The sequence below is a fragment of the Segatella intestinalis genome (genome assembly GCF_029348455.1).
GTDB lineage: Bacteria > Bacteroidota > Bacteroidia > Bacteroidales > Bacteroidaceae > Prevotella.
This window is the reverse complement of the sequence record NZ_JARJVV010000019.1, coordinates 47,333-72,134: the sequence shown is the minus strand read 5'-3', so window position 1 is coordinate 72,134 and position 24,802 is coordinate 47,333. Positions and strand designations below refer to the sequence as shown.

General features: G+C 44.6%; 36 protein-coding genes. 1 reads left to right on the top strand and 35 read right to left on the bottom strand.

The window, feature by feature from the left end; all coding sequences use genetic code 11:
• Nucleotides 1-236: 236 nt before the first annotated feature.
• Nucleotides 237-2,141 (bottom strand): MutS-related protein, encoded by a 1,905-nt coding sequence (locus P3T48_RS12505; protein WP_276506890.1) that lies wholly within the window; start codon nucleotides 2,139-2,141, stop codon nucleotides 237-239.
• 15 nt (nucleotides 2,142-2,156) lie between these two features.
• Complete coding sequence (locus P3T48_RS12500; RefSeq protein WP_276506889.1) at nucleotides 2,157-5,198, bottom strand: PEP/pyruvate-binding domain-containing protein; 3,042 nt, start codon at nucleotides 5,196-5,198, stop codon at nucleotides 2,157-2,159.
• Between the two features lie 107 nt (nucleotides 5,199-5,305).
• On the opposite strand from P3T48_RS12500, the gene P3T48_RS12495 reads away from it, so the two are divergent.
• The gene (locus P3T48_RS12495; RefSeq protein WP_276506888.1) at nucleotides 5,306-5,959 is read left to right on the top strand and encodes a septal ring lytic transglycosylase RlpA family protein; all 654 of its coding nucleotides are present in this window, start codon (nucleotides 5,306-5,308) and stop codon (nucleotides 5,957-5,959) included.
• Between the two features lie 138 nt (nucleotides 5,960-6,097).
• Here the strand turns inward: P3T48_RS12495 and P3T48_RS12490 are convergent, their stop codons facing one another.
• From P3T48_RS12490 to rpsG, 33 genes are all read right to left on the bottom strand, one after another.
• Nucleotides 6,098-6,988, bottom strand: coding sequence for a YMGG-like glycine zipper-containing protein (locus tag P3T48_RS12490; protein ID WP_276506887.1), 891 nt, complete (start codon nucleotides 6,986-6,988; stop codon nucleotides 6,098-6,100).
• A gap of 144 nt (nucleotides 6,989-7,132) precedes the next feature.
• A complete protein-coding gene (gene rplQ / locus P3T48_RS12485) occupies nucleotides 7,133-7,633 on the bottom strand; it encodes a 50S ribosomal protein L17 (RefSeq protein WP_217757572.1) in 501 nt (166 codons plus the stop codon).
• Nucleotides 7,634-7,664: 31 nt separating this feature from the next.
• Nucleotides 7,665-8,660 (bottom strand): DNA-directed RNA polymerase subunit alpha, encoded by a 996-nt coding sequence (locus P3T48_RS12480; protein WP_022252025.1) that lies wholly within the window; start codon nucleotides 8,658-8,660, stop codon nucleotides 7,665-7,667.
• 12 nt (nucleotides 8,661-8,672) lie between these two features.
• Entirely contained in the window at nucleotides 8,673-9,278 is a 606-nt protein-coding gene (gene rpsD, locus P3T48_RS12475) for a 30S ribosomal protein S4 (protein ID WP_158463316.1), read from the bottom strand.
• Nucleotides 9,279-9,337: 59 nt separating this feature from the next.
• Entirely contained in the window at nucleotides 9,338-9,727 is a 390-nt protein-coding gene (gene rpsK / locus P3T48_RS12470) for a 30S ribosomal protein S11 (protein WP_022252023.1), read from the bottom strand.
• Between the two features lie 21 nt (nucleotides 9,728-9,748).
• Nucleotides 9,749-10,129 carry a 30S ribosomal protein S13 gene (gene rpsM / locus P3T48_RS12465; protein ID WP_006848813.1) on the bottom strand — a complete coding sequence of 127 codons (381 nt, stop codon included), beginning with the start codon at nucleotides 10,127-10,129 and terminating at the stop codon, nucleotides 9,749-9,751.
• Between the two features lie 98 nt (nucleotides 10,130-10,227).
• Nucleotides 10,228-10,344 carry a 50S ribosomal protein L36 gene (gene rpmJ, locus P3T48_RS12460; RefSeq protein WP_006848814.1) on the bottom strand — a complete coding sequence of 39 codons (117 nt, stop codon included), beginning with the start codon at nucleotides 10,342-10,344 and terminating at the stop codon, nucleotides 10,228-10,230.
• Between the two features lie 12 nt (nucleotides 10,345-10,356).
• The gene (gene infA / locus P3T48_RS12455; RefSeq protein WP_006848815.1) at nucleotides 10,357-10,575 is read right to left on the bottom strand and encodes a translation initiation factor IF-1; all 219 of its coding nucleotides are present in this window, start codon (nucleotides 10,573-10,575) and stop codon (nucleotides 10,357-10,359) included.
• Between the two features lie 2 nt (nucleotides 10,576-10,577).
• Nucleotides 10,578-11,378, bottom strand: a complete 801-nt coding sequence (gene map / locus P3T48_RS12450) for a type I methionyl aminopeptidase (protein ID WP_276506886.1) — start codon at nucleotides 11,376-11,378, stop codon at nucleotides 10,578-10,580.
• A 15-nt stretch (nucleotides 11,379-11,393) separates the two neighbouring features.
• Nucleotides 11,394-12,731, bottom strand: coding sequence for a preprotein translocase subunit SecY (gene secY, locus P3T48_RS12445; protein ID WP_158463318.1), 1,338 nt, complete (start codon nucleotides 12,729-12,731; stop codon nucleotides 11,394-11,396).
• 4 nt (nucleotides 12,732-12,735) lie between these two features.
• Nucleotides 12,736-13,182 carry a 50S ribosomal protein L15 gene (rplO, locus tag P3T48_RS12440; RefSeq protein ID WP_022252019.1) on the bottom strand — a complete coding sequence of 149 codons (447 nt, stop codon included), beginning with the start codon at nucleotides 13,180-13,182 and terminating at the stop codon, nucleotides 12,736-12,738.
• 27 nt (nucleotides 13,183-13,209) lie between these two features.
• Nucleotides 13,210-13,386, bottom strand: a complete 177-nt coding sequence (rpmD, locus tag P3T48_RS12435; protein WP_006848818.1) for a 50S ribosomal protein L30 — start codon at nucleotides 13,384-13,386, stop codon at nucleotides 13,210-13,212.
• Nucleotides 13,387-13,402: 16 nt separating this feature from the next.
• Entirely contained in the window at nucleotides 13,403-13,915 is a 513-nt protein-coding gene (gene rpsE / locus P3T48_RS12430) for a 30S ribosomal protein S5 (RefSeq protein ID WP_158463319.1), read from the bottom strand.
• Nucleotides 13,916-13,921: 6 nt separating this feature from the next.
• The gene (gene rplR, locus P3T48_RS12425) at nucleotides 13,922-14,266 is read right to left on the bottom strand and encodes a 50S ribosomal protein L18 (protein WP_022252017.1); all 345 of its coding nucleotides are present in this window, start codon (nucleotides 14,264-14,266) and stop codon (nucleotides 13,922-13,924) included.
• A gap of 18 nt (nucleotides 14,267-14,284) precedes the next feature.
• Nucleotides 14,285-14,857, bottom strand: a complete 573-nt coding sequence (rplF, locus tag P3T48_RS12420; protein WP_276506885.1) for a 50S ribosomal protein L6 — start codon at nucleotides 14,855-14,857, stop codon at nucleotides 14,285-14,287.
• Between the two features lie 15 nt (nucleotides 14,858-14,872).
• Nucleotides 14,873-15,268 (bottom strand): 30S ribosomal protein S8, encoded by a 396-nt coding sequence (rpsH, locus tag P3T48_RS12415; RefSeq protein ID WP_022252015.1) that lies wholly within the window; start codon nucleotides 15,266-15,268, stop codon nucleotides 14,873-14,875.
• Between the two features lie 75 nt (nucleotides 15,269-15,343).
• Nucleotides 15,344-15,646, bottom strand: coding sequence for a 30S ribosomal protein S14 (gene rpsN, locus P3T48_RS12410; protein WP_158463321.1), 303 nt, complete (start codon nucleotides 15,644-15,646; stop codon nucleotides 15,344-15,346).
• A 5-nt stretch (nucleotides 15,647-15,651) separates the two neighbouring features.
• Nucleotides 15,652-16,206, bottom strand: a complete 555-nt coding sequence (gene rplE, locus P3T48_RS12405; RefSeq protein ID WP_022252013.1) for a 50S ribosomal protein L5 — start codon at nucleotides 16,204-16,206, stop codon at nucleotides 15,652-15,654.
• Complete coding sequence (gene rplX / locus P3T48_RS12400; RefSeq protein ID WP_022252012.1) at nucleotides 16,206-16,523, bottom strand: 50S ribosomal protein L24; 318 nt, start codon at nucleotides 16,521-16,523, stop codon at nucleotides 16,206-16,208. The genes rplE and rplX overlap by 1 nt, the downstream gene beginning before the upstream one ends.
• Before the next feature lie 19 nt (nucleotides 16,524-16,542).
• Entirely contained in the window at nucleotides 16,543-16,908 is a 366-nt protein-coding gene (gene rplN / locus P3T48_RS12395; protein ID WP_022252011.1) for a 50S ribosomal protein L14, read from the bottom strand.
• Between the two features lie 2 nt (nucleotides 16,909-16,910).
• Nucleotides 16,911-17,177 (bottom strand): 30S ribosomal protein S17, encoded by a 267-nt coding sequence (rpsQ, locus tag P3T48_RS12390; protein ID WP_158463322.1) that lies wholly within the window; start codon nucleotides 17,175-17,177, stop codon nucleotides 16,911-16,913.
• A 2-nt stretch (nucleotides 17,178-17,179) separates the two neighbouring features.
• The gene (gene rpmC, locus P3T48_RS12385) at nucleotides 17,180-17,374 is read right to left on the bottom strand and encodes a 50S ribosomal protein L29 (protein WP_022252009.1); all 195 of its coding nucleotides are present in this window, start codon (nucleotides 17,372-17,374) and stop codon (nucleotides 17,180-17,182) included.
• Nucleotides 17,375-17,376: 2 nt separating this feature from the next.
• Nucleotides 17,377-17,805 (bottom strand): 50S ribosomal protein L16, encoded by a 429-nt coding sequence (rplP, locus tag P3T48_RS12380; RefSeq protein ID WP_022252008.1) that lies wholly within the window; start codon nucleotides 17,803-17,805, stop codon nucleotides 17,377-17,379.
• A 14-nt stretch (nucleotides 17,806-17,819) separates the two neighbouring features.
• Nucleotides 17,820-18,548, bottom strand: coding sequence for a 30S ribosomal protein S3 (rpsC, locus tag P3T48_RS12375; protein WP_022252007.1), 729 nt, complete (start codon nucleotides 18,546-18,548; stop codon nucleotides 17,820-17,822).
• A gap of 8 nt (nucleotides 18,549-18,556) precedes the next feature.
• Nucleotides 18,557-18,961, bottom strand: coding sequence for a 50S ribosomal protein L22 (rplV, locus tag P3T48_RS12370; protein WP_022252006.1), 405 nt, complete (start codon nucleotides 18,959-18,961; stop codon nucleotides 18,557-18,559).
• A gap of 33 nt (nucleotides 18,962-18,994) precedes the next feature.
• Nucleotides 18,995-19,261 (bottom strand): 30S ribosomal protein S19, encoded by a 267-nt coding sequence (gene rpsS, locus P3T48_RS12365; protein WP_006848832.1) that lies wholly within the window; start codon nucleotides 19,259-19,261, stop codon nucleotides 18,995-18,997.
• A gap of 10 nt (nucleotides 19,262-19,271) precedes the next feature.
• On the bottom strand, nucleotides 19,272-20,099 hold the full coding sequence (gene rplB / locus P3T48_RS12360; protein WP_158463323.1) for a 50S ribosomal protein L2: 828 nt from the start codon (nucleotides 20,097-20,099) through the stop codon (nucleotides 19,272-19,274).
• An 8-nt stretch (nucleotides 20,100-20,107) separates the two neighbouring features.
• The gene (gene rplW / locus P3T48_RS12355; protein WP_158463324.1) at nucleotides 20,108-20,401 is read right to left on the bottom strand and encodes a 50S ribosomal protein L23; all 294 of its coding nucleotides are present in this window, start codon (nucleotides 20,399-20,401) and stop codon (nucleotides 20,108-20,110) included.
• A 17-nt stretch (nucleotides 20,402-20,418) separates the two neighbouring features.
• Nucleotides 20,419-21,048 (bottom strand): 50S ribosomal protein L4, encoded by a 630-nt coding sequence (gene rplD, locus P3T48_RS12350; protein ID WP_217757576.1) that lies wholly within the window; start codon nucleotides 21,046-21,048, stop codon nucleotides 20,419-20,421.
• A complete protein-coding gene (gene rplC, locus P3T48_RS12345) occupies nucleotides 21,048-21,662 on the bottom strand; it encodes a 50S ribosomal protein L3 (protein ID WP_276506884.1) in 615 nt (204 codons plus the stop codon). Before rplC ends, rplD begins: the two co-directional genes overlap by 1 nt.
• A gap of 20 nt (nucleotides 21,663-21,682) precedes the next feature.
• Entirely contained in the window at nucleotides 21,683-21,988 is a 306-nt protein-coding gene (rpsJ, locus tag P3T48_RS12340) for a 30S ribosomal protein S10 (protein ID WP_006283658.1), read from the bottom strand.
• Between the two features lie 112 nt (nucleotides 21,989-22,100).
• Nucleotides 22,101-24,215, bottom strand: coding sequence for an elongation factor G (gene fusA / locus P3T48_RS12335; protein ID WP_158463327.1), 2,115 nt, complete (start codon nucleotides 24,213-24,215; stop codon nucleotides 22,101-22,103).
• A gap of 23 nt (nucleotides 24,216-24,238) precedes the next feature.
• The gene (rpsG, locus tag P3T48_RS12330) at nucleotides 24,239-24,715 is read right to left on the bottom strand and encodes a 30S ribosomal protein S7 (protein WP_158463328.1); all 477 of its coding nucleotides are present in this window, start codon (nucleotides 24,713-24,715) and stop codon (nucleotides 24,239-24,241) included.
• Nucleotides 24,716-24,802: the final 87 nt, after the last annotated feature.

The window sequence follows — 24,802 nt, the reverse complement described above, 5'->3', positions numbered from 1 at the left end:
ATCCTTAAAAAGGATAAAACGATCAAGGGAAGTATCAACTTAAAAAGAATGAAAGCTGGCTGGGACGAAAATTACCTGTCAAAACTTTTGGAGGCGAACGCATTTTGATGCGTCCGCCCTGCCGCAATTGACAAAACAAATTCATAATAGTAGATTTGCAAATAGGGAAATTAGGGAAGTTGAGTGCATAACAAACAGAAAAAAGGAATGAGCCGAAGGGCTATGGAGAGAAAGGATTAGTTTCTCTCCAAAATCTTATTCAGCAGGAAGGTGGCATTCTGATTGCGTGCCACTCCCGGCTGTATCTTATAAGTATAGGTGACGTCGGTACCGAGATCTATCTCAAAGCAATAGTTGTGGAAACGCCCGGGACAGCTTTCAGCCATTCGGGACAACTCCAGATCGTGGGTGGCTATAACTCCCGTAACAGGCATGCGGGAGATGGCCTCCAGAAAGAGTCGGGAGCCGTTGAGCTTGTCCAAGGAATTGGTGCCTTTCAGTATCTCATCGAGGATGATGAGGGTGCGAAGCTCGCCGCGCTTGCAGAACTGCATGAGTTGCTCGAGACGCAAGAGCTCAGCATTGAAATAGGAAATGCCATGAGTAAGGTCGTCGGTGGTGCGCATGCTGGAGAAAAGCTGGAAACGTGACACCTTGAGAGAGCTGGCAAAGACGGGCATACCCGACATGGCAAGAATGTAGTTGACTCCAAGCGAACGGAGGAAGGTGCTCTTGCCTGCCATATTGGCTCCTGTTACGATATAATAGTTGTCGTCATAGATAGTGAAATCGTTCTTCACGGCCTTGGCTCCCAAGAAGGGATGATACAGATTCTTGGCCTCGAAGAGCACAGGAGAGCCGTCGACGATTTCTGCATCCGTAGCCTCAGGATGGTTGTATCTGAAATCTGCCATCGAAACGGCTGCATCCAGTTCGCTCACGATGTCCATCCACTCCTCCATCTTCACCACATAGGTATTCTTCCATTTCAGGAAACTGCGAACCAAGAAGAAGTCGCTCAGCATGAAGGCATCGGTGAAGAAGAGACCGAGAAAGTTGCCACGACGGTCGTATCCCTTGAGGATTTTCTCGAGTTGAATAAAGGAAGGAAGCGCCTCCGAAAGCGTCGACTGCATTTGCTGCCCCAGCTCGCTACGGAAATGGCGACGGGCTACAAGCTGGAGTATCTGCGAGTAAGCCACCAGTTGGTCGCGGAGCTTACCGCCATGGCTGTCAATCTTGTCCAAGGTCTGCTTGCAGACAAAGAACACTACCATGTACTGAATCATCACCCACCAAAGGGGGACGTTCACAGGAACCACGCCAAAGACAGAAAGCAACACCGAGGAACATACACCGATGATGAATGCCCAACCGAGAAGGAGCGAAGCCTTCGAACCATACCACGCAGGCACAGCCATTGCCGAAACCTTGCGGATGGCTTCAGCCACTGCAGAGGAATCTATCTTGCGATAACCCACTACCCTTCTGACTGGTTCTGCCGCCATATCGACATGAAGACGGTGAGAGTTGTCGGGGTCTGGCGCATCAAGCACCTGCTTTTTGTTCCTCTCTCCCAAAGCCAGGAACTCCATTCGCCATAGCTCGCCCTGCTGCTCGTCGCCTGCAAGTTCCTTTTGCAAGGCAACACGCCGGGCTATCTCCTCTGCCTTCAAAGGAGTCTGAAGAGAAAGATTTCTTGCCAAGGCATCAGAGCCACCCGTGGTTATCGTGCGGCAGATGCGATGGAAGAGTGAATCCCTGCCAAAGACATCGAGATCGAAGGAATAAGCATGCTGTGGATTCTGGTATTGATTGCCCATTTCGAAAGACGAGAAATCGCCCTCCAATGCTCTGATCTCGTTCTGATATACAGCGAGGAGCGCAGAGAGATGGGCTATCTTCTCCTTGTTCTTATCGTCCAAACGACGGATATTGAAATAGGCAATGAGAGCCAACACGGCTCCCAACAGCCAACGACTACTACCCTCGTCCATGGCAATATAACATACCACGAAAGTAAGGATGGCTCCGAACGAGAGCAACTCGCCCGTGATAAAGCCATTGTTCTTGCGCCTCAAGGCTGCCACCTCGGAAGCATACTTATCCACATGCTGTTGATAACTTGTCTTTAAATCCATTTCTGTCTATATCATCTATTTTGTAGGAATGAGCACAGCTCCCTCCTGTTTCTTACCATCCATCAATATGCGCAGCGGATGCTCAAAGCGCACATGGCGAACATATTGTGTCTCCTCGACCGCCGGCATCGCATCGAGCACAGCCTTGTCGACGAAGCCACCCTCCCCGGTATTGGTATCTACCGTAAAGTAACCCACCCCGAAAGAGGTGAGGTTCTGGAAGAAGTGGGTTCCCTGGCTGGGATCGATGTTATAGTTCTTCAGCGCCACCTCCACGATAACCCGGGCTGCACTGATATGCGGCCACTTGACGGGAACACCGAGATAATGGTCGCTGGAGCCCCATCGGCCGGGACCTATCAGCACATAGTTCTTGCCTTCGGAAAGGAACTTGCGGTTGATGCGCTCTATATCGTCAGCCACATAATAATTGTTCATCGCTGAGAAATGGTCGTCGTACTTCACATACACTACATCCACGACATCCTCGCTGATACCATGACCGAGTGAATTGTGCGAACGCAACAGGCACTCGCTGTCGGGAATGGCCGCCACATCCTCATCGAGCATTTCCTTAGCATCCACAATGGGACGTATCTGGAGAAGATAGAAATCGCAGGTTCTGTCAGCATGGATATTGCAGGCAAACTCTATCTCTACAGGACGGCGCATGGCTCCGGAACCATACTTCATGGACATCTGGAGTATTTCGGGAAGGGGAACGACTCCATGTTGCAGCACACTGGCAAAGGTGATCAGCTTGCGACCCTCTTCGTACACGCCGTCGTTGATGACTTGGTCGTAGGGGTCGAAGGTGGAGGCTATAAAGTTGAGCGACTGGTCCTCGACAGCATCCTTGATTCTCAGTTTCTGAATATTGAACCCATCATCCACCTTGAAGTCTTCACCCACATGTTGCATATCGAGGGCATAAAACTGGGTTTGGGTCTCCCTGAGTGCCTTGTCGACCTCAGAAGTCTGCAACACCTGGTTGGGATGATAAGGACATACCCGAAGGGTTTGCCCACCATCCACAATGTATTTGCCCAGTCCGAGAGCCAGACTGGCAATACCTTCTTCTGCCGTTTCGTCACCTATCGGATAATAGTTGAGCGAACGGAGCACGCCACTCATCGTGGGATAGAAACGGGTGCCATAGTCATTACCCACCACTTGCTGCAGGATGACTGCCATCTTCTCTTGGTCGATGACATTGCTCGTTGCGGTCATATAAGCCTTGGAATCGCGATAGAACACCGAGGCATACACACCCTTGATGGCACACGCCAACATCTGAAGCATCTGATACTTGTCCTCAAGATAAGGTATCATATAGGTGGAATAGATTCCTGCAAAGGGCTGATAGTGGGCATCTTCGAGAAGCGAACTGGAACGGATGGCTATAGGACTCTTCGTCGCCTCGAAAAAGGTGAAGAAGTCGGCTACCAGTGTATCGGGCAACTGTGCTCTGAGGAAATGTCTCAAGATTTCGTCATCGCTTGCATCGCTCAAAGCTATGGGATAGAGATTGTTGCTCTCCATGAACGCATCGAAGATATCGGTACAAAGGACAACTGTCTTAGGAATCTGAACCGTGGCATTGTCGTACTGATTGAACTCAGGATGGCGCTTGATGACATTGTCGAGAAATGCCAGACCTCTGCCCTTGCCTCCCAAGGAGCCCTCACCTATACGGGCGAAGTGGGCATACTGGTCGAACTTCATACGGTCGAAGACGGCTACCACACCGATATTCTTCATGTGACGATACTGCACGATGGCATCGAAGATGATCTGTCGGTGAGCATCCACATCCTGCAATTTCTGCCAGGTGACATGGCGCAGGAAAGCCGACACGGGGAAGATGGCACGGGCACAGAGCCAACGGCTCATGTGATTGCGACTGATGTGATAGAGCATCGAGTCGTTGGGAATCTTGAAGATATTGTCCTGTAACTCCTTCAGACTGCGGATACGCATAATCTCCTCGTGGGTCTTGGGATCGCGGAAGATAAAATCGCCAAAGCCCATGTGTTCCTCCATCAGGCGGCGAAGGTCTACACTCATCTTCTTGGAGTTTTTGTCTACAAAACGAAAGCCCTCGGCTTCGGCCTTGGCCCGGTTGTCGCTCTCGGAACTCTCAAGGATAAGAGGCACGAAAGGATCATTCTTGCGGATATAGCGGAAAAGCTGCAAACCGGCATCAGGACACTTCTCACGTCCGAAAGTATCAGTACGATGCTTGGGCTTAGCCTCTGTTTCCACCTTATTGCCAAAGGCCTTGGCGGCACTCTTCAAAGGGAAACGGGCATCGCTGATGACACCAAGAGTATTGTTGGAATACTTGTCATAGAGTTTCTGAGCTTCTTCATAAGTACGAGCCAGAACCACCTTTGGTCGGCCACGCATACGCATGGTGGCAGCATGACGGTTCAATGCCTCCTTGGAGAAGTTCTTGCTCTGTTCCAATATGTAATTGTAGAGATTGGGAAGAATGGAACTGTAGAAGCGGATGGAGTCTTCGACAAGGAGTATCATCTGAACTCCGGCTTCCTGAATATCGTGTTCCAAATTCATCTTGTCCTCTATCAACTTGATGATGGAAAGAATGAGATTGGTATTGCCCAACCAGCAGAACACATAGTCGAAGATGCTCAGGTCTTCGTTCTCCATACGCTTGGTGATGCCATGAGAGAAGGGAGTAAGCACCACGCAATGGATATTGGGGAACCTGCTCTTGATATCTCGTGCCACATCGAAGGCATCATTGTCGGCATTACCCGGCATACAGATAACCAGATCAATAACAGTGGAGCGAAGCACTTCTGAGGCTTCCTCGGTGGTAGAGACCTGTGTAAAGGTAGGTGGATATCGAAGTCCAAGCTCCATATATTCATTATAGATCTTCTCTTCGATACGTCCATCATCCTCGAGCATGAAGGCATCATATGGATTGGCAACGATCAACACATTATAGATACGTCGCATCATCAAGTTGACGAACGACACATCTTTCAAATAAAATTTATTCCACTCTTGGGGTACATTATTCTCCATTTCCTTTTATTTTACTCATGCAAAGATACTGTTTTTCTGATATTTACTTGCAACTTTCAACATATTTTATTATTTTTGCAGCAATAATATATTCTAACACCCTTAAAATGAACAGAATAACCTTTAAAATATTTGTCATTACCTTGCTCGCCTTCCTCTGCCTCACGGCATGTTGGGCTCAGAAGAAACAGCACGGCAAAGCCTCCTACTACTCAAAAAGAGCTACAGGAGCAAGAACTGCAAGCGGTCAAAGACTACATCACGACAGTCTGACGTGCGCTCACCGGTACTACCCTTTTGGAACACATCTGAAAGTAACCAACTTGAAGAACAATAAAAGTGTGATAGTGAAGGTCATCGACAGGGGGCCTTTCGGAAGAGGCAGAATTATTGACCTTTCATGGGCTGCCGCCAAAGAGATAGGCATGATTGCTCAAGGTGTGGCGTCGGTAAAGGTAGAAATCGTGGAAAAGCCTGTTCCTTTCCGTCCTGAGGAGGAGAAACTTCCTCAGATCGACTTTGAAGTGGCAGAATCTGACTACACCTTAGAACCTCACTGGAACTCGAAATCTGCCAAGGGCAAAGCTCACCAAGGTAAAAATCTGAAAAAAGTGGTACATTCAACAAAGGCGAAAGAAACCTCTGCAAAGAAAGATGAGGAGAAAATGCTCAACAGGAAAGAGAGCTGGAATGACACAGAATCTAAAAGCGGCAAGGCAACTAATGCTGAGCATGAGCACAAGGTTCATAGAAACAAATAGCCTCCTGAAATAGGACGAGGCAAAAAAAGAGTAACCCCCGAAAGTAAATGTAAAAACTTCCGGGGGTTACTGTTTTAAACGGTGAGCCTTCTTCTTAAAGGTCACCTTTTATCAATCTTCTACAAATACACCTATGCCCTATCTGCGAGTCGGAATATTGAACTCATTGACTTTTGAAATAGACTTGCCTTCGTGTATCACAGAGACACAGAAATGAGCCATACCATTCTTCAGTCGGTTATCCGCCTTCACCATCGCTGTATAACGGATGCCTCGTCCTGGTGTGATTTTCTCAACATGAATGCTCGGAGAAATATAGATATGTTTGTTGCCTGTGGTTTCCACTACAGTAGGAACAACATCATAAACGGGACAGTTGCCACGATTCATTATCTCGAATATCACCTTGCAAGTCTCGTTCCTATTCAAAGTATTATCTTCATTGGAATCTACAAAACGGGCATTCACTATCTCTAATGTAGGAGAATACGACCAGTTACTCCCCAATGCTTCCATCTTCGAACTTGGCATCACAGTAGTGGGTTGCTGTGCGCTGTAATCGCCTACATAATCTTTACCATTAAAATCGTAAAGACGATCATCACCACTATTGGTAGAATCGAAGACATCAGAATTATCCTCACTATTCGGCGTACCATAAACAGGCTGATCATAACCTTGCTGACCATAACCTGACTGATCATAGCCTGACTGACCAATGGAGTTTTGCTGCTGAGACCGAGCAGCCCTTCTCTCAGCTCTACGGGCCTTGTCACGCTGATACTGTTCCACTTGTTGCTGCTGTCTCTGATCGGCCTGACTGCCGATAACAGCACCAACAGCTGCTCCTCCAGCCATTCCTATAATAGTACCCATATCAGAGCCACGAGGGCCTCCACTCAGACCACCTATAGCAGAACCTAAAATAGAGCCGATAGATCCGCCCATATAGGCGCCACTACCAGTATAGGTGTCACAACTGCTCATCAAGAACAATGAGCAAAGCGCGAATATTAGAAACTTTTTCATAACCTATCCTTTTAAGAAACTATGCAAAGGTAAGTCTTTTCGAGGATACTGCAAACAAAGTTTCCCTAAAAAAGTTAGGGAAATCCCTAAAACAAAAGAAGCGCTTCCATTAGATGAAAGCGCTTCTTGATATTGAGAGTTGAATTATTCAGCCTTAGGAGCATCCTCTGCTGGAGTTGCCTCAACAGCAGCCTCTGCCTGTGGAGCCTCTTCTGCCTTAGCCTTGCGGCCTGCACGACGAGTCTTCTTTGCAGCAGCCTTAGGAGTCTTAGCCATGTTCTCATCGAAGTCAACGAGTTCGATGAAAGCAATCTCAGCTGCATCACCCTGACGAGTACCCAACTTGATTACGCGAGTGTAACCACCTGGACGGTTAGCTACCTTCTCTGCTACCTCACCGAAGAGAGCCTTAACAGCATACTTGTTCTGGAGGTAACGGAATACAACACGACGTGAAGTGGTGGTATCGTTCTTTGAACGAGTGATCAGTGGCTCAACGTACTTCTTAAGAGCCTTAGCCTTTGCAAGGGTCGTAGTGATTCTTTTGTGCTCACTCAAGATAAGAGATGCAGCCATGTTAGCCAACATCGCATTACGATGAGAAGCAGTACGACCTAAATGGTTGAATTTTTTATTATGTCTCATTTTAATTTTTACTTTTTTGGACAGGATTTAATTAAGCATCCTTGTCTAATTTATACTTTGAAATGTCAGTTCCAAAAGACAGATTCAGACTCTCGAGCAAATCATCAAGCTCAGAAAGCGATTTCTTACCAAAGTTGCGGAACTTCAAGAGGTCAGTCTTGTTGTACTGAACCAAGTCGCCAAGTGTCTCGACATCAGCTGCCTTCAAGCAGTTGAGAGCACGAACACTGAGGTTCATGTCTACGAGGCGAGTCTTAAGCAACTGGCGCATGTGAAGAACTTCCTCATCAAACTCCTGATTGCCTTCCTGATCGGGACTTTCAAGAGTAATCTTCTCATCTGAGAAGAGCATGAAATGATAAATCAGAATCTTCGCAGCCTCCTTAAGAGCATCCTTTGGACTAATGGAACCATCGGTAGTAACCTCAAGTACGAGCTTGTCATAGTCGGTCTTTTGTTCAACACGATATGGCTCTACCGCATACTTTACGTTACGGATTGGGGTGTAGATGGAATCGATTGGGAGAACGTTTACGTCAGTGCAGAATTCTCGATTCTCATCAGCAGGAACGTAACCACGTCCCTTGTTAATTGTCAAATCTATCTGCATCGAAGCTTTGGCATCTAAATGACAAATCACCAAATCAGGGTTTAACACTTCAAATCCAGTCAGATACTTACCGATATCACCTGCTTTGAATTCTGTGGAATTCTCTACGGTGATACTAACTTTCTCATTCTCGAATTCTTCTACTACTTGCTTGAATCGAACTTGTTTGAGATTCAAGATAATGTTGGTAACATCTTCCTTTACACCAGGTACTGAAGAAAACTCATGCTCAACACCAGCTATGCGGATGGTATTGATGGCATAACCCTCCAGAGATGAAAGGAGAATGCGGCGCAAAGCGTTACCAATGGTAACACCAAAGCCAGGCTCCAAAGGACGGAATTCAAACTTTCCGAACTTATCATCAGCCTCCAGCATTACTACTTTTTCAGGTTTTTGAAATGCTAATATCGCCATTAATATAATGATTTATTTAGAGTACAACTCAACGATTAACTGCTCCTTAATGTTCTCAGGGATATCGGCACGCTCTGGCTTGTGCAAGAACTTACCACACTTTGCATTGTCATCCCATTCGATCCATGGATACTTGCTATGATTGAAACCAGCAAGAGCGGCCTCGATGACCTCGAGAGACTTAGACTTCTCACGAACACCTACAACCATACCTGGCTTAACAGCGAATGAAGGAATGTTTACTACCTTACCATCAACAACGATGTGCTTGTGACCAACCAACTGGCGTGCAGCTGCACGTGTTGGAGCGATACCCAAACGGAATACTACGTTGTCAAGACGGCACTCAAGATTCTGAAGAAGAACCTCACCAGTAATACCCTCAGCTTTAGCTGCCTTATCAAACATATTACGGAACTGACGCTCTAATACACCATAAGTGTACTTAGCTTTCTGCTTCTCTGCCAACATGACACCATACTCAGACATCTTTCTGCGACGGTTGTTGCCATGCTGTCCAGGAGGGAAGTTTCTCTTGGACAAAACTTTGTCGGCGCCGAAGATTGGTTCACCAAAACGACGCGCAATTTTAGATTTCGGACCTATATATCTAGCCATAATATAAAAAATGCTATAAAAAGTTTGTATCTTATTAATGCTAATACTAATAGCGGGAATTATACGCGGCGACGCTTTGGAGGACGACAACCGTTATGTGGTAATGGAGTTACATCTACAATCTCAGTAACCTCGATACCTGCACCGTGTACGGCACGGATAGCAGACTCACGACCGTTACCTGGACCCTTGACATAAGCCTTTACCTTACGGAGACCCAAATCGAAAGCTACCTTAGCACAATCCTCTGCAGCCATCTGAGCAGCATAAGGAGTGTTCTTCTTAGAACCACGGAAACCCATCTTACCAGCAGAAGACCAAGAAATTACCTGACCCTCATTGTTAGCAAGAGATACAATAATGTTATTGAATGAGCTATGTACGTGCAACTGACCAATTGCGTCAACACGAACATTTCTCTTCTTAGATGTTGCTTTTGTCTTTGCCATAATTAATTTCCTCCTTCAGAATTACTTAGTAGCCTTCTTCTTATTAGCAACAGTCTTCTTCTTACCCTTGCGAGTACGAGCATTGTTCTTTGTGCTCTGACCACGGACAGGAAGACCATTACGATGTCTAACTCCACGATAGCAACCAATATCCATCAGTCGCTTAATGTTCATCTGGATCTCAGAACGGAGATCACCTTCTACCTTGAACTCAGCGCCGATAATTTCACGGATCTTGGCTGCCTGATCGTCAGACCACTCGCTGACTTTCAAGTCACGGTTCACACCTGCCTTATCCAATATCTTTGCTGAACTACTTCGACCGATACCATAGATATAGGTCAATGCGATTTCGCCACGCTTATTCTGGGGCAAATCTACTCCAACAATTCTTATTGCCATTTGTTAATTAAAAAATTAAAAATTAATACCTTTCGTTAAAAGCGGTGCAAAAGTACGACATTTTTTTGAAACTACCATACTTTTACAAAACTTTAACATTAACCCTGACGTAACTTCATCTTAGGGTTTTTCTTGTTAATAACGAACAGACGACCCTTACGACGTACAATCTTACAGTCAGCTGAACGCTTCTTCAAAGATGCTCTTGTCTTCATACCTTATGATTATTATTTGTATCTAAATACTATTCTACCTTTTGTCAAGTCGTATGGACTCATTTCCACTTTTACCTTGTCGCCAGGTAAGATCTTTATGTAATGCATTCTCATTTTACCGGAAATATGGGCAGTAATATCTACACCATTCTCCAACTCAACGCGGAACATAGCATTGGATAACGCCTCTACAATTGTTCCATCTTGCTCTATAGCAGCCTGTTTTGCCATAATTAAATATTTTGTCCTTCTAAATGTTCTACTTCTTGAAATGAAGATAAAATTTCAGCCTTACCTTTTCTTACAACTATCGTATGCTCAAAATGAGCAGCCGGTTGATGGTCAACAGTAGCAATTCCCCATTTGTCTGGAAGAAGTCCAATCTTCCTATTTCCCATCGTTATCATAGGTTCAATAGCAATGCACATACCTTCTTTAAGCATCACTCCATTACCACGTCTGCCAAAATTAGGGACGGGAGGATCTTCATGCATGGCTTTACCTATACCGTGTCCCACCAATTCGCGTACAACGCCATAACCGTGAGACTCACAATAGCTCTGTATGGAAAAACCTATATCTCCAACATGATTTCCTGCTACAGCATTCTCTATACCTAAATATAAAGACTGTTTTGTTACTGAAAGAAGTTGCTTCACTTCTGGATGGACTTCGCCAACACAAAAGGTATAACAACTGTCTCCGTTGAATCCATCAAGCAAAGTACCACAATCTATAGAGATGATATCTCCCTCTCTTAGTACGTCGTCTTCACTCGGAATTCCGTGTACAACTACATCATTAATAGATGTACATATATTAGCGGGAAAAGGCTCTCCAAATGGATTAGGAAAATTCTTAAACGTAGGAACCGCACCATGATCTCGGATAAATTCCTCCGCAATCCTATCCAATTGGAGAGTCGTTACACCTGGTTTTATATGTTTACCTAATTCTGCTAAAGTCAAACCAACAAGTTGGTTGGCCTTGCGCATCAGGTTGATTTCATCTTCTGTCTTTAGAAATATATGCATTCTAAAAGATAAAGATTAATATGCTGCTACACCGCCCTGACGAGTATGGCCCGAATTGAGCAAACCATCATAGTGGCGCATGAGCAAATGACTTTCGATCTGCTGAAGTGTATCGATAACGACACCTACCAAAATCAGAAGAGATGTACCTCCAAAGAATTGAGAGAAGGCTTGCTGCACATCGAGAAGTCCTGCAAGAGCAGGCATAATAGCAATGAATGCTATAAACAAAGAACCTGGGAAAGTAATACGAGACATGACGGTATCAATGTACTCAGCTGTATCCTTTCCAGGCTTTACACCTGGAATGAAACCATTGTTACGTTTCATATCCTCAGCCATCTGAGTAGGATTCAATGTAATCGCTGTATAAAAATATGTAAAGGCAATAACCAAAAATACATAAATGACATTATACAACAAACTGCGATTATCCATCAACTGCTGTACTACACTGCTGGCATTTTCAGACTGATAGCGAACAACGGCCAAAGGAATGAACATCAAAGCCTGAGCAAAGATGATAGGCATTACGTTGGCAGCAAACAACTTCAATGGGATGTACTGGCGTGCACCACCATATTGCTTATTGCCTACCAAACGCTTGGCATACTGAACAGGAACCTTGCGAGTGCCCTGTACCAAAAGGATAGAAGCACAAACAACAGCATAAAGTATCAGAATCTCTACGATAAACATAATGATACCACCACTAGAGATGGCTGTCAGACGAGAGGAAACCTCCTGTACAAAAGCCTGTGGCAATCTTGCGATGATACCAATCATAATGATCAATGAGATACCATTACCAACACCCTTATCAGTAATACGCTCACCTAACCAAAGGATAAACATACTTCCTGCTGCCAAGATGATAGTGGCAGGAATCATAAATACAGTCCAACTGATACCTGTTGCAAGCGCATTAGCTGCTTGCATTTTCAGGTTCAGAAGGTAACTTGGAGCCTGGAAGACCAAGATGGCCACTGTCAAGGCTCTAGTATACCACTGTATTTTCTTACGGCCACTCTCACCTTCACGCTGCATCTTCTGGAAATAAGGTACAGCAACAGCAAGAAGCTGCATAACAATAGATGCTGAGATATATGGCATTATACCTAATGCGAAAATAGACGCATTGGAAAATGCACCACCAGAGAACATGTCCAGAAGCGACATAAGTCCGCCTGAGGTCTGCGACTGAAGTTTGTCCAACATGCTCGGGTTGATACCAGGAAGCACAACAAACGAGCCAAAACGGTAAATAGCCGTAAACAGAAGAGTAATGAGGAGTCTCTGACGGAGGTCCTCAATCTTCCAACAGTTCTTTAGTGTCTCAATAAACTTTTTCATCTACTTAGATTATAGTTGCATTACCACCTACTGCCTTGATTGCCTCTTCAGCAGTCTTAGAGAATGCATTAGCTTCAACTTCCAATTTAGCTTTCAATTCACCATTGCCGAGCACCTTAACGAGCTCCTTGCCACTGGTGAGACCTGCAGCCTTCAACTCTGCGATACCAATCTTGGTAAGGTTCTTTGCCTCAGCAAGAGCCTGAAGAGTAGAAAGGTTAACAGCAAAATACTCCTTATGGTTGATGTTCTTAAAACCAGCCTTTGGAACACGACGCTGCAAAGGCATCTGACCACCTTCGAAACCAATCTTTCTCTTATAACCAGAACGAGCTTTGGCACCCTTATGACCACGAGTAGAAGTACCACCGAGTCCAGAACCTGGACCACGACCAATACGACGACGTGAGTGGGTAGAACCTGCAGCAGGTTTCAAATTATTTAATTTCATAATCGTTCTTATTCTTTAAAAGATTAATTAATCAACTACACTTACGAGGTGATGAACCTTACGGATCATACCACGGTTGCTAGGAGTATCTTCAACCTCAACAACCTGAGAAATCTTGTGAAGACCTAAGCAAGCGAGTGTACGCTTCTGGTCAACTGGAGCACCGATTTTACTCTTAATCTGCTTGATTTTAATTGTTGCCATATCTGATTTATCCTAATTAACCGTTAAATACTTTATCCATACTGATACCACGCTCACCTGCTACAGTGTAAGCATCACGCATCTGAGCAAGAGCAGCGATAGTAGCCTTTACAAGGTTATGAGCATTAGAAGAGCCCTTAGACTTTGCAATGACATCCTTAACACCTACGCTCTCGAGAACGGCACGCATAGCACCACCGGCTTTCAAACCGGTACCGGCAGCAGCAGGCTTCAGGAGTACCTTAGCACCACCATAAGCTACTTCAACCTCGTGAGGTACAGTACCCTTCAATACAGGAACCTTAACCAGGTTCTTCTTAGCGGCCTCTGTACCCTTGGCAATTGCTGCTGTTACTTCACCAGCCTTACCAAGACCATAACCGATAACGCCATTACCGTCACCTACAACGACGATAGCAGCGAATGTGAAAGTACGACCACCCTTTGTAACCTTAGTTACACGGTTGATAGCAACCAAGCGATCTTTCAGTTCTACTTCACTATTAACTTTTACTTTATTCATTGCCATAATCGTTTAAAATTTAAGACCACCCTTACGAGCACCATCAGCCAACTCCTTTACACGACCGTGGTAAAGATAACCATTACGATCAAAAACTACTGACTCAACACCAGCAGCCTTTGCCTTCTCAGCTACGAGTTCACCTACTTTCTGTGCCTGCTCCTGCTTTGGCATCTTTTCCATGCCGAGAGAAGAAGCAGATGCAAGTGTAGTACCAGTCAAATCATTAATAACCTGAGCATAAATCTGCTTGTTAGAGCGGAAAACACTAAGACGTGGACGCTCAGCAGTTCCATTGACGTTCTTGCGAATACGGAACTTTATCTTAATTCGTCTTTCAACTTTCTTTGTTGTCATAATCGTAAAAAATTAAAATTACTTAGCAGCAGCGCTCTTACCAGACTTTCTGCGAATAACTTCACCCTGGAACAGGATACCCTTACCCTTGTAAGGCTCAGGCTTACGGAAAGAACGAATTTTTGCACAAATAAGTCCCAACAATTGCTTGTCGCAAGACTCCAAAATTATGATAGGGTTCTGATTTCTTTCAGACTTAGTCTCAACCTTAACCTCCTTAGGAAGCTGGATGAAGATAGGGTGAGTATAACCAAGAGCGAACTCAATAAGGTTGCCCTGGTTAGAAACACGATAACCAACACCAACCAACTCCAAAGTCTTTGAATAACCTTCACTCACACCAACAACCATGTTGTGAACAAGTGAACGATACAGACCATGGAAAGCTTGCTTCTGCTTAGGATTAACTGGACTGTTCTCATCAATTTCGAAAACTATCTGACCGTCCTGGTTGTTGAACTTGATAGAAGGATCTATCTTCTGTGAAAGTTCACCCTTAGGACCCTTTACTGTAACAACATTTGTATTAGCATCAAAGTTAACAGTAACACCAGCAGGAATACTAATTGGCAATTTACCTATTCTTGACATATTAAATCCTCCAAATTAATAAATATAGCAAAGAACCTCACCACCGATCTTAAGGTCAGCAGCCTCTTTGTCTGTCATTACACCTTTGGATGTAGATAAGATTGCAATACCTAATCCGTTAATTACTCTCGGCATGTCCTTGTAACCAGTGTACTTACGAAGACCTGGTGTAGACACACGCTTCAAAGACTTGATAGCGTTTTGCTTAGTTGTAGGATTGTACTTCAAAGCAACTTTGATAGTACCCTGTGGACCATCCTCGATGAACTTGTAATTGAGGATGTAACCTTTCTCGAAGAGGATCTTTGTGATCTCTTTCTTCAAGTTAGACGCAGGAACTTCAACAACACGGTGATGAGCCATGATTGCGTTTCTGAGTCTTGTCAGATAATCTGCTATTGGATCTGTCATAAAATATAAAAATTTAATTAATCGGGACTACCCCGACAATATTAAAAAAATAATTTTCTTGGGTCTGATAATTGATTACCAACTTGCCTTCTTAACACCAGGAATCAAACCAGCAGAAGCCATCTCACGGAACTGAATACGAGAGAGTCCAAACTGACGGATATAACCCTTTGGACGACCAGTAATCTTGCAACGATTGTGAAGACGGATTGGGTTTGCATTCTTAGGGATAGCCTGAAGCTTACGAGCTGCCTCGTATGCTTCGGCTGGATCATTAGAAGTTGCAATAATCTTTTTCAGTGCTGCGCGCTTTTCAGCGTAACGAGCTACAAGCTTTGCACGCTTAACCTCGCGAGCTTTCATTGATTCTTTTGCCATATCTCTTAATCTTTGTTTGCGTTCTTGAATGGAAGACCGAATGCCTTAAGGAGAGCAAAACCTTCCTCGTCAGTCTTGGCTGATGTAACGAAAGTGATGTTCATACCCTGGATACGATCGATCTCATCAATGTTAATCTCTGGGAAGATGATCTGCTCTGTGATACCCAAAGTGTAGTTACCACGGCCATCAAACTTGCTTTCAATACCCTTGAAGTCACGGATACGAGGCAGAGAAACGCGAACGAGCTTCTCAAGGAACTCGTACATGCGCTCACGACGCAATGTAACCATTACACCGATAGGCATCTTCTTACGAAGTTTGAAGTTGGCGATATCCTTCTTTGAATATGTGGCAACTGCCTTCTGACCTGTGATAGCAGTAATCTCATTGATTGCTACATCAACAATCTTCTTGTCCTGTGTAGCATCACCAAGTCCCTGGTTGATAACAATCTTCTTGAGAGCTGGAATCTGCATAGCAGAGGCATAGTTGAACTGCTTCTGCAAAGAAGGAGCGATAGTCTCCTTATAAACTTTCTTTAACTGTGCTGTATCCATTACTTGATTTCCTCCCCTGACTTTTTAGCGATGCGAACAACGTTTTTACCCTCGTGCTTGATAGCCACACGAGTAGCCTTGCCACTCTTAGGATCAATCAAGCTCAAATTTGAGATATGAATAGGAGCCTCTTGCTTAATGATGCCTCCCTGAGGATTCTTAGCAGATGGCTTAGTGCTCTTTGACACCATATGTACGCCCTCTACGATGGCACGATTGTCATCAACGAGGACCTTGAGCACCTTACCAGTCTTGCCCTTGTCGGCACCAGCAATAACGATAACCTTATCGTCTTTCTTTATGTGTAACTTACTCATTACTATTAATTTTAAAATATTAAAGAACCTCAGGTGCCAAAGAAACGACTTTCATATTTACTGCACGAAGCTCACGAGCAACAGGGCCAAAGATACGGCTACCACGAAGCTCACCAGCATTGTTGAGCAGTACACAAGCATTATCGTCGAAACGGATGTAAGAACCATCTGCACGACGAATCTCCTTCTTTGTGCGAACAATCAAAGCCTTTGATACTGCACCCTTCTTCAAATCACTTGATGGAATGACGTTCTTGACTGAAACTACAATCACGTCACCAACACTTGCGTAACGACGGCCTGTACCACCGAGGACACGAATGCAAAGAGCCTCACGAGCACCGCTGTTGTCACATACATTAAGTCTTGATTCTGCTTGTATCATAATTACTTAGCTTTTTCTACGATTTGTACTAATCTCCATCTCTTTGTCTTAGACAGAGGACGAGTCTCCATGATCATAACAGTATCACCTACGTTAGCCTCATTCTTCTCGTCATGTGCATGGTACTTCTTTGTCTTCTGGACAAACTTACCATAAATTGGGTGCATCTCCTTGAACTTAGCTGCAATAACAATGGTTTTATCCATTTTGTTGCTGATGACAACACCCTGTCTTACTTTTCTTAAATTTCTTGTTTCCATCTGGACCATTATTATTTGTTAAGTTCTCTCTGACGAAGTTCTGTTTTCATACGTGCGATATCACGACGAGCAACCTTAATCTCTGATGGATTCTCAAGAGGAGTGATGTTATGGTTGAGCTTCTTCTGATTGTAAGCTGCAACAGCATTCTCCAATTTCTCTACCAATTCCTTGGTTTCGAGTTCCTTTACTTCTTTAATCTTCATAATTAAGCGTTTTTATCGAAATCACGTCTAACAACAAATTTTGTTTTTACAGGAAGTTTCTGAGCTGCGAGACGAAGAGCCTCCTTAGCAATGTCGAAACTTACACCTTCTACTTCAAAGAGGATACGACCTGGTGTAACAGGTGCAACCCATCCAGCTGGATCACCCTTACCTTTACCCATACGCACATCAGCAGGCTTACGAGTGATAGGCTTATCAGGGAAGATACGAATCCAGACCTGACCTTGGCGGTTCATGTAGCGGTTTACTGCCACACGAGCAGCCTCAATCTGACGGCTATCGATCCACTTTGGCTCAAGAGTCTTGATACCGAAAGAACCGAATGCCAATTGTGTACCTCTGTGGGCGTTGCCTTTGTTGCCGCGACCATCTTGAGGTCTTCTATATTTTACTCTTTTTGGCTGTAACATGATAGCTTTCTAATTTAACGGTTATTGTTTCTCTTACGATTACCGCCGCGGTTAGAGCGACCGTTATTACGGTTGTTGCCCTTGTTGTCCTGAGCGAAGTTAGGTGTAAGGTCAGCCTTACCATAAACCTCACCACGGCAAATCCATACCTTGATGCCAAGCAAACCTACCTTAGTAAGAGCCTCGCACTGGCAATAATCGATGTCTGCGCGGAATGTGTGAAGAGGAGTACGACCCTCTTTATACATTTCCTTACGTGCCATTTCTGCACCATTCAGACGACCTGTAATCTGCACCTTGATACCCTCGGCACCAGCACGCATTGTGTTGGCAACAGCCATCTTGATAGCACGACGATAAGCAATCATGTGCTCAATCTGGCTTGCGATATTCTTACCTACGATAGTAGCATCAAGTTCAGGCTTCTTAACCTCGAAGATGTTGATCTGAATATCTTTCTTGTAAAGCTTCTTCAACTCTTCCTTCAACTTATCTACATCCTGACCACCTTTACCAATGACAAAACCTGGACGGGCTGTGCAAATAGTAATGGTAACAAGCTTCAATGTACGTTCGATAACGATACGAGAAACACTTGCCTTTGCAAGACGCTCGTTAAGATACTTACGGATTTTCTGATCCTCAACGAGGTTGTCACCGAAGTTCTTACCACCGAACCAATTTGAATCCCAACCACGGATAATACCAAGTCGGTTACTAATCGGATTAACTTTCTGTCCCATTCTACTTATTATTTTTCATCATTAGTTTTTGCATCTACAAAAAGAGTTACATGGTTAGAACGCTTACGGATTCTATAACCACGACCCTGTGGTGCAGGTCTCATACGTTTCATTGTAACGCCTTCGTCAACGAAGACCTTGCTAATATAAAGCTCACCGTCTTCAGCCTTGCGATCATTCTTAGCTTCCCAGTTTGCGATAGCTGAACGAAGTAATTTCTCAACGTCAGCAGATGCTTGCTTCTTAGAGAAGCGAAGTACTCCGAGGGCGCGATTAACTTCCATACCACGAATCATATCTACAACGTAGCGCATCTTGCGTGGAGAAGAAGGAACGCCAACCAATTTAGCGAAGTACAAGTTTTTACGGGCTTCTTTCAATTTTTCAGCCGCGATATGTTTTCTTGCTCCCATTATTTACTTAAATTTTAATTGGTTTAACCCCGATTACTTTCTGTTACCAGAGTGACCGCCAAAGCGACGTGTTGGAGCGAACTCTCCAAGCTTGTGGCCTACCATATTCTCTGTAACATAAACAGGGATAAATTTGTTACCGTTATGAACTGCAACAGTATGTCCTACGAAATCAGGAGATATCATTGAAGCTCGAGCCCATGTCTTAACAACATTCTTCTTTCCACTCTCGTTCATAGCGAGAATTTTCTTCTCGAGAGAAACGTTGATGTATGGACCTTTTTTAAGTGAACGACTCATAATTTACTCTTTATTTTTTGTTAGCTCTTTCAATAATATACTTGTTAGAAAGCTTCTTAGGTGCGCGAGTCTTGAGACCCTTAGCATACAAGCCCTTGCGTGAACGTGGATGACCACCACTCTGGCGACCTTCACCACCACCCATTGGGTGATCAACAGGGTTCATAACAACACCACGGTTGTGAGGACGACGACCCAACCAGCGTGAACGACCAGCCTTACCAGACTGCTCAAGTGCGTGGTCAGAGTTACCTACACTACCAATAGTAGCTTTACAAGCACTCAAAATCTGGCGCAACTCGCCAGAAGGGAGCTTAATTACACAATAACTGCCCTCACGAGAAGTCAACTGAGCAAAATTACCAGCCGAACGAACCAACAAAGCACCCTGACCTGGACGCAACTCAATGTTGTGAATCACTGTACCTACAGGAATGTTTGCCAAAGGAAGTGCGTTACCTACCTCAGGAGCTGCGTCAGCACCTGACATCAATGTAGCGCCTACCTGGAGTCCGTTAGGAGCAATAATGTAACGTTTTTCACCATCAGCATAGTAAAGCAATGCGATGCGAGCTGAACGATTAGGATCGTACTCGATCGTCTTTACAACTGCTGGAACACCATCCTTCTCACGTTTGAAGTCGATAAGACGATACTTCTGCTTATGGCCACCACCAATGTAGCGAACGGTCATCTTACCGGTGTTGTTTCGACCACCGGTATGACGCTTACCGTAAACGAGAGACTTCTCTGGCACGGATGCAGTAATATCCTCGAACGTGCCAATAACTTTGTGTCTTTGACCCGGAGTAACGGGTTTTAATTTACGTACTGCCATTTCTTATATTAAATATTGCTGTAAAAATCAATTGTTTCGCCCTCTTTCAGAGTAACGATTGCCTTCTTGAACGCATTCTTCTGACCCTTAACAAGACCTGCCTTTGTGTAACGTGCAGAACGCTTGCCGGCATAACGAATTGTGTTCACATCAACTACTGTAACATTATACAGACCTTCGATTTCCTTCTTAATCTCGAGCTTATTAGCCTCAGGACGAACAACGAAGCCATAGCGGTTAGGCTGCTTGTCTGTAATCTTGGTCATCTTCTCAGTAACCAATGGTTTGATAATAAATGCCATATTCTAATATCTCCTTTTTACTTTGTTAAGATTTGGTCGATAGTCTCGAGCGATTTTTCAGTAATCACTACAACATCAGCATTCAAAACTTTATACGAATTGACATTTGATGCAAGGATAACCTCAGCACGCTGCAAGTTACGAGCGGACAAATATACGTTTTTATTTGATTCTGGCAAAACGAAGAGCACCTTCTTGCCTTCAATTTCAAGATTCTTAAGAATACTTAAGAACTCTTTAGTCTTTGGAGCCTCAAAAGAGAAGTCTTCAAGCAATACGATGCTATTCTCCTGAGCCTTGTAAGAAAGGGCTGACTTACGAGCAAGAATCTTTACTTTTTTATTAAGTTTGAAGCGATAGTCGCGTGGCTTAGGACCGAAAACACGAGCACCACCTACGAGTACTGGTGAGTTGATGTCACCACGACGAGCACCGCCGCCACCTTTCTGACGACCAAGCTTACGAGTAGAGCCGCTCATTTCGCTTCTCTCCTTTGACTTAGCTGTACCCTGACGCTGGTTAGCGAGATACTGCTTTACGTCGAGATAGAGAACGTGATCGTTAGGCTCAATACCGAAAACAGCCTCATTAAGAGCTACCTTGCGGCCGGTCTCCTGACCTTTGATATCTAATACGCTAACTTCCATTATTTCTCAATTAAAACAGTTGAACCTTTGCATCCAGCGAACGAACCCTTTACTACGAGGAGGTTCTGCTCTGGAATTACCTTTAACACCTGAAGGTTCTGAGTAGTAACTCTGTCACCTCCCATTTGGCCGCCCATGCGCATACCCTTGAATACCTTTGCAGGATAAGAACATGCACCGATAGAACCCGGTTTACGAGCGCGGTCATCCTGACCGTGAGTAGACTGACCTACACCACCGAATCCGTGACGCTTTACAACGCCCTGGAAGCCTTTACCCTTAGATGTACCGATTACATCAACAAACTTGCAGTCGTTGAAGATATCAACTGTAATGGTGTCACCGAGGTTGTACTCCTCATCAAACTTGAACTCGGCCAAGTACTTCTTAGGTGTTGTGCCTGCCTTCTTGAAGATTCCCATCATAGGCTGAGATGTACGATTCTCCTTAGCCTCGCCGAAACCTAACTGATAAGCCTTGTAACCGTCTTTCTCTAAAGTCTTTACCTGGGTTACAACACAAGGACCTACTTCGATAACAGTGCACGGAATATTCTTACCGTCGGCACTGAAAACGGATGTCATTCCGATTTTTTTTCCAATTAATCCTGGCATTTCAATTTACTTTTAAATAATTAGACTTTGATTTCTACTTCTACACCACTTGGCAACTCAAGCTTCATCAATGCATCTACAGTCTTAGCTGTTGAGCTATAGATGTCGATAAGACGCTTGAAATCTGAGAGCTGGAACTGCTCGCGAGACTTCTTGTTAACGAAAGTACTGCGGTTTACAGTAAAAATACGCTTGTGTGTTGGCAATGGAATAGGACCGCTGACGATAGCGCCTGTAGCCTTAACAGCCTTCACAATCTTCTCAGCTGACTTGTCAACCAACTGGTGGTCGTAGGACTTCAGCTTAATTCTGATTTTCTGACTCATTGTTAAAATTAAGTTATTAATATATGAATTGATTTAGTCTAATGGAAGAAGAGGTACGCTGCTTAAGAGTCATTCGCTAAGCAGCGCCTCATCTTACCTATTTGTTTCTTTATTACAGGAGTTCTGCGTGACCCTTAACCTCTTCCAACACAGCCTTAGCAATTGTTGAAGAGAGAGGTGCATGGTGATCATACTCCATTGAGCTTGTAGCACGACCAGAAGTGATGGTACGCAAAGCTGTCACATAACCGAACATCTCTGCCAATGGAACCATTGCCTTAACGATACGTGCACCGCTGCGGCCTTCCTCCATACCCTGAACGAGACCACGACGCTTGTTCAAGTCGCCGATAACATCACCCATGTTCTCCTCTGGAGTAACAACCTCAACCTTCATGATAGGCTCCATCAGGACAGGACCAGCCTTAGGACAGAGAACCTTGAATGCCTGGTGAGCAACGAGCTCGAATGACAACTGATCAGAGTCTACTGGGTGGAAACTACCATCGGTCAAAGTTACCTTCAGACCAGTCATTGGGAAGCCACCGAGAACACCATTAGACAAACAATCAGCAAAACCCTTCTGTACTGATGGAATGAATTCCTTAGGAATGTTACCACCCTTCACCTCGTTAATAAACTGCAAGTCGCCCTCCTTGTAATCCTCGTCCTTAGGACCAATTGTTACATCAATACAAGCGAACTTACCGCGACCACCAGACTGCTTCTTGTAAGTCTCACGGCTCTGAGCGAACTTAGTGATAGCCTCCTTATAGTTAACCTGTGGCTTACCCTGGTTACACTCAACCTTGAACTCACGCTTCAGACGGTCGATGATGATATCCAAGTGGAGCTCACCCATACCAGAGATGATTGTCTGACCACTCTGCTCGTCAGTACGTACGGTAAAGGTTGGGTCCTCTTCAGCCAACTTAGCGAGACCGTTATCCATCTTAGCGATATCAGCCTGGCTCTTAGGCTCAACTGCGATAGAAATCACAGTATCAGGGAATGTCATAGACTCCAATACAATTGGGTGATCCTCATCACAGAGTGTATCACCTGTACGGATATCCTTGAAACCTACACCTGCACCGATATCACCAGCATCGATAGACTCCATTGGAATCTCCTGCTTAGAGTTCATCTGGAACAGACGGCTGATACGCTCGCGCTTGCCAGAACGTGGGTTGTAAACATAAGAACCAGCAACAACCTTACCTGAGTAAACACGGAAGAATACCAAGCGGCCCATGAATGGATCAGTAGCGATCTTAAATGCAAGAGCTGATGTTGGCTCATCCTCAGAAGGCTTACGATCCTCTTCCTCCTCAGTATCAGGGTTGGTACCAACGATATTAGGAGTATCCATTGGTGAAGGCAGGAATGCACATACATAGTCGAGCAAAGGCTGAACACCCTTATTCTTGTATGAAGAACCAAGCAACATTGGGCAGCACTCCATAGCACAGCAGCCCTTACGGATAGCTGCGAGAATCTTCTCCTCAGGAATATCCTGACCATCGAGATAAAGCTCCATTACTTCGTCATCAAAGTTGGCAGCACCCTCGAGCAACTTATCACGCCACTCAGCAGCTTCGTCAGCCAAGTCAGCAGGAATTTCCTCTACGTCATACTCAGCACCCATAGTTTCATCGTGCCAAAGGATAGCCTTCATCTTGATGAGGTCTACTACACCCTTGAAGTTTTCCTCTGCACCAATAGGAATCTGAATAGCAATTGGATTAGCACCCAAGATATCCTTCATCTGCTGTACTGTCTCGAAGAAGTTTGCACCAGAACGGTCCATCTTGTTTACATAACCAATACGAGGTACATTATACTTATCAGCCTGGCGCCATACAGTCTCAGACTGTGGCTGAACACCATCAGCTGCAGAATATGTAGCAACAGCACCATCAAGTACGCGGAGAGAACGCTCTACCTCAGCGGTAAAGTCAACGTGTCCCGGAGTATCGATCAAGTTAATCTTGTATGACTTGCCAAGATAGTTCCAGTTACAAGTTGTAGCAGCAGAGGTAATAGTAATACCACGTTCCTGCTCCTGAGCCATCCAGTCCATGGTAGCTGCACCATCGTGCACCTCACCAATCTTGTGAGTTTTACCAGTGTAGAACAAGATACGCTCTGATGTTGTTGTTTTACCGGCATCGATGTGAGCCATAATACCGATATTACGTGTCAAATGTAAATCGCGATTTGCCATTTTCTTTTTACCTATTTATTAAATTAGAATCTAAAGTGAGCAAATGCACGGTTAGCCTCAGCCATGCGGTGCATATCTTCCTTACGCTTGTATGCGCCACCCTGATTGTTGTAAGCATCCATAATCTCAGCAGCCAACTTGTCTGCCATTGTCTTACCACCACGCTTACGAGCGAAAGCAATAAGGTTCTTCATAGAGATGCTCTCCTTGCGATCAGGACGAATTTCTGTAGGAACCTGGAAGGTAGCACCACCGATACGACGGCTCTTAACCTCAACCTGTGGAGTGATGTTATCGAGGGCCTGCTTCCAAATCTCAAGGGCAGACTTCTCCTCGTTAGACATCTTAGCCTTAACGGTATCAAGTGCATTGTAGAAAATCTCATAAGATGTATTCTTCTTACCGTCATACATCAAATGATTCACGAATTTAGAGACCTTTTGGTCATTGAAGACTGGATCTGGAAGGATCACTCTCTTCTTTGGTTTTGCTTTTCTCATTTTTTAAAAGAAAAAAATTAAATTCTGCATGGGGCTGTTCATTGTCTCTTCAACACTCGCACCCGAGTATTTACTCAACCTGTTACT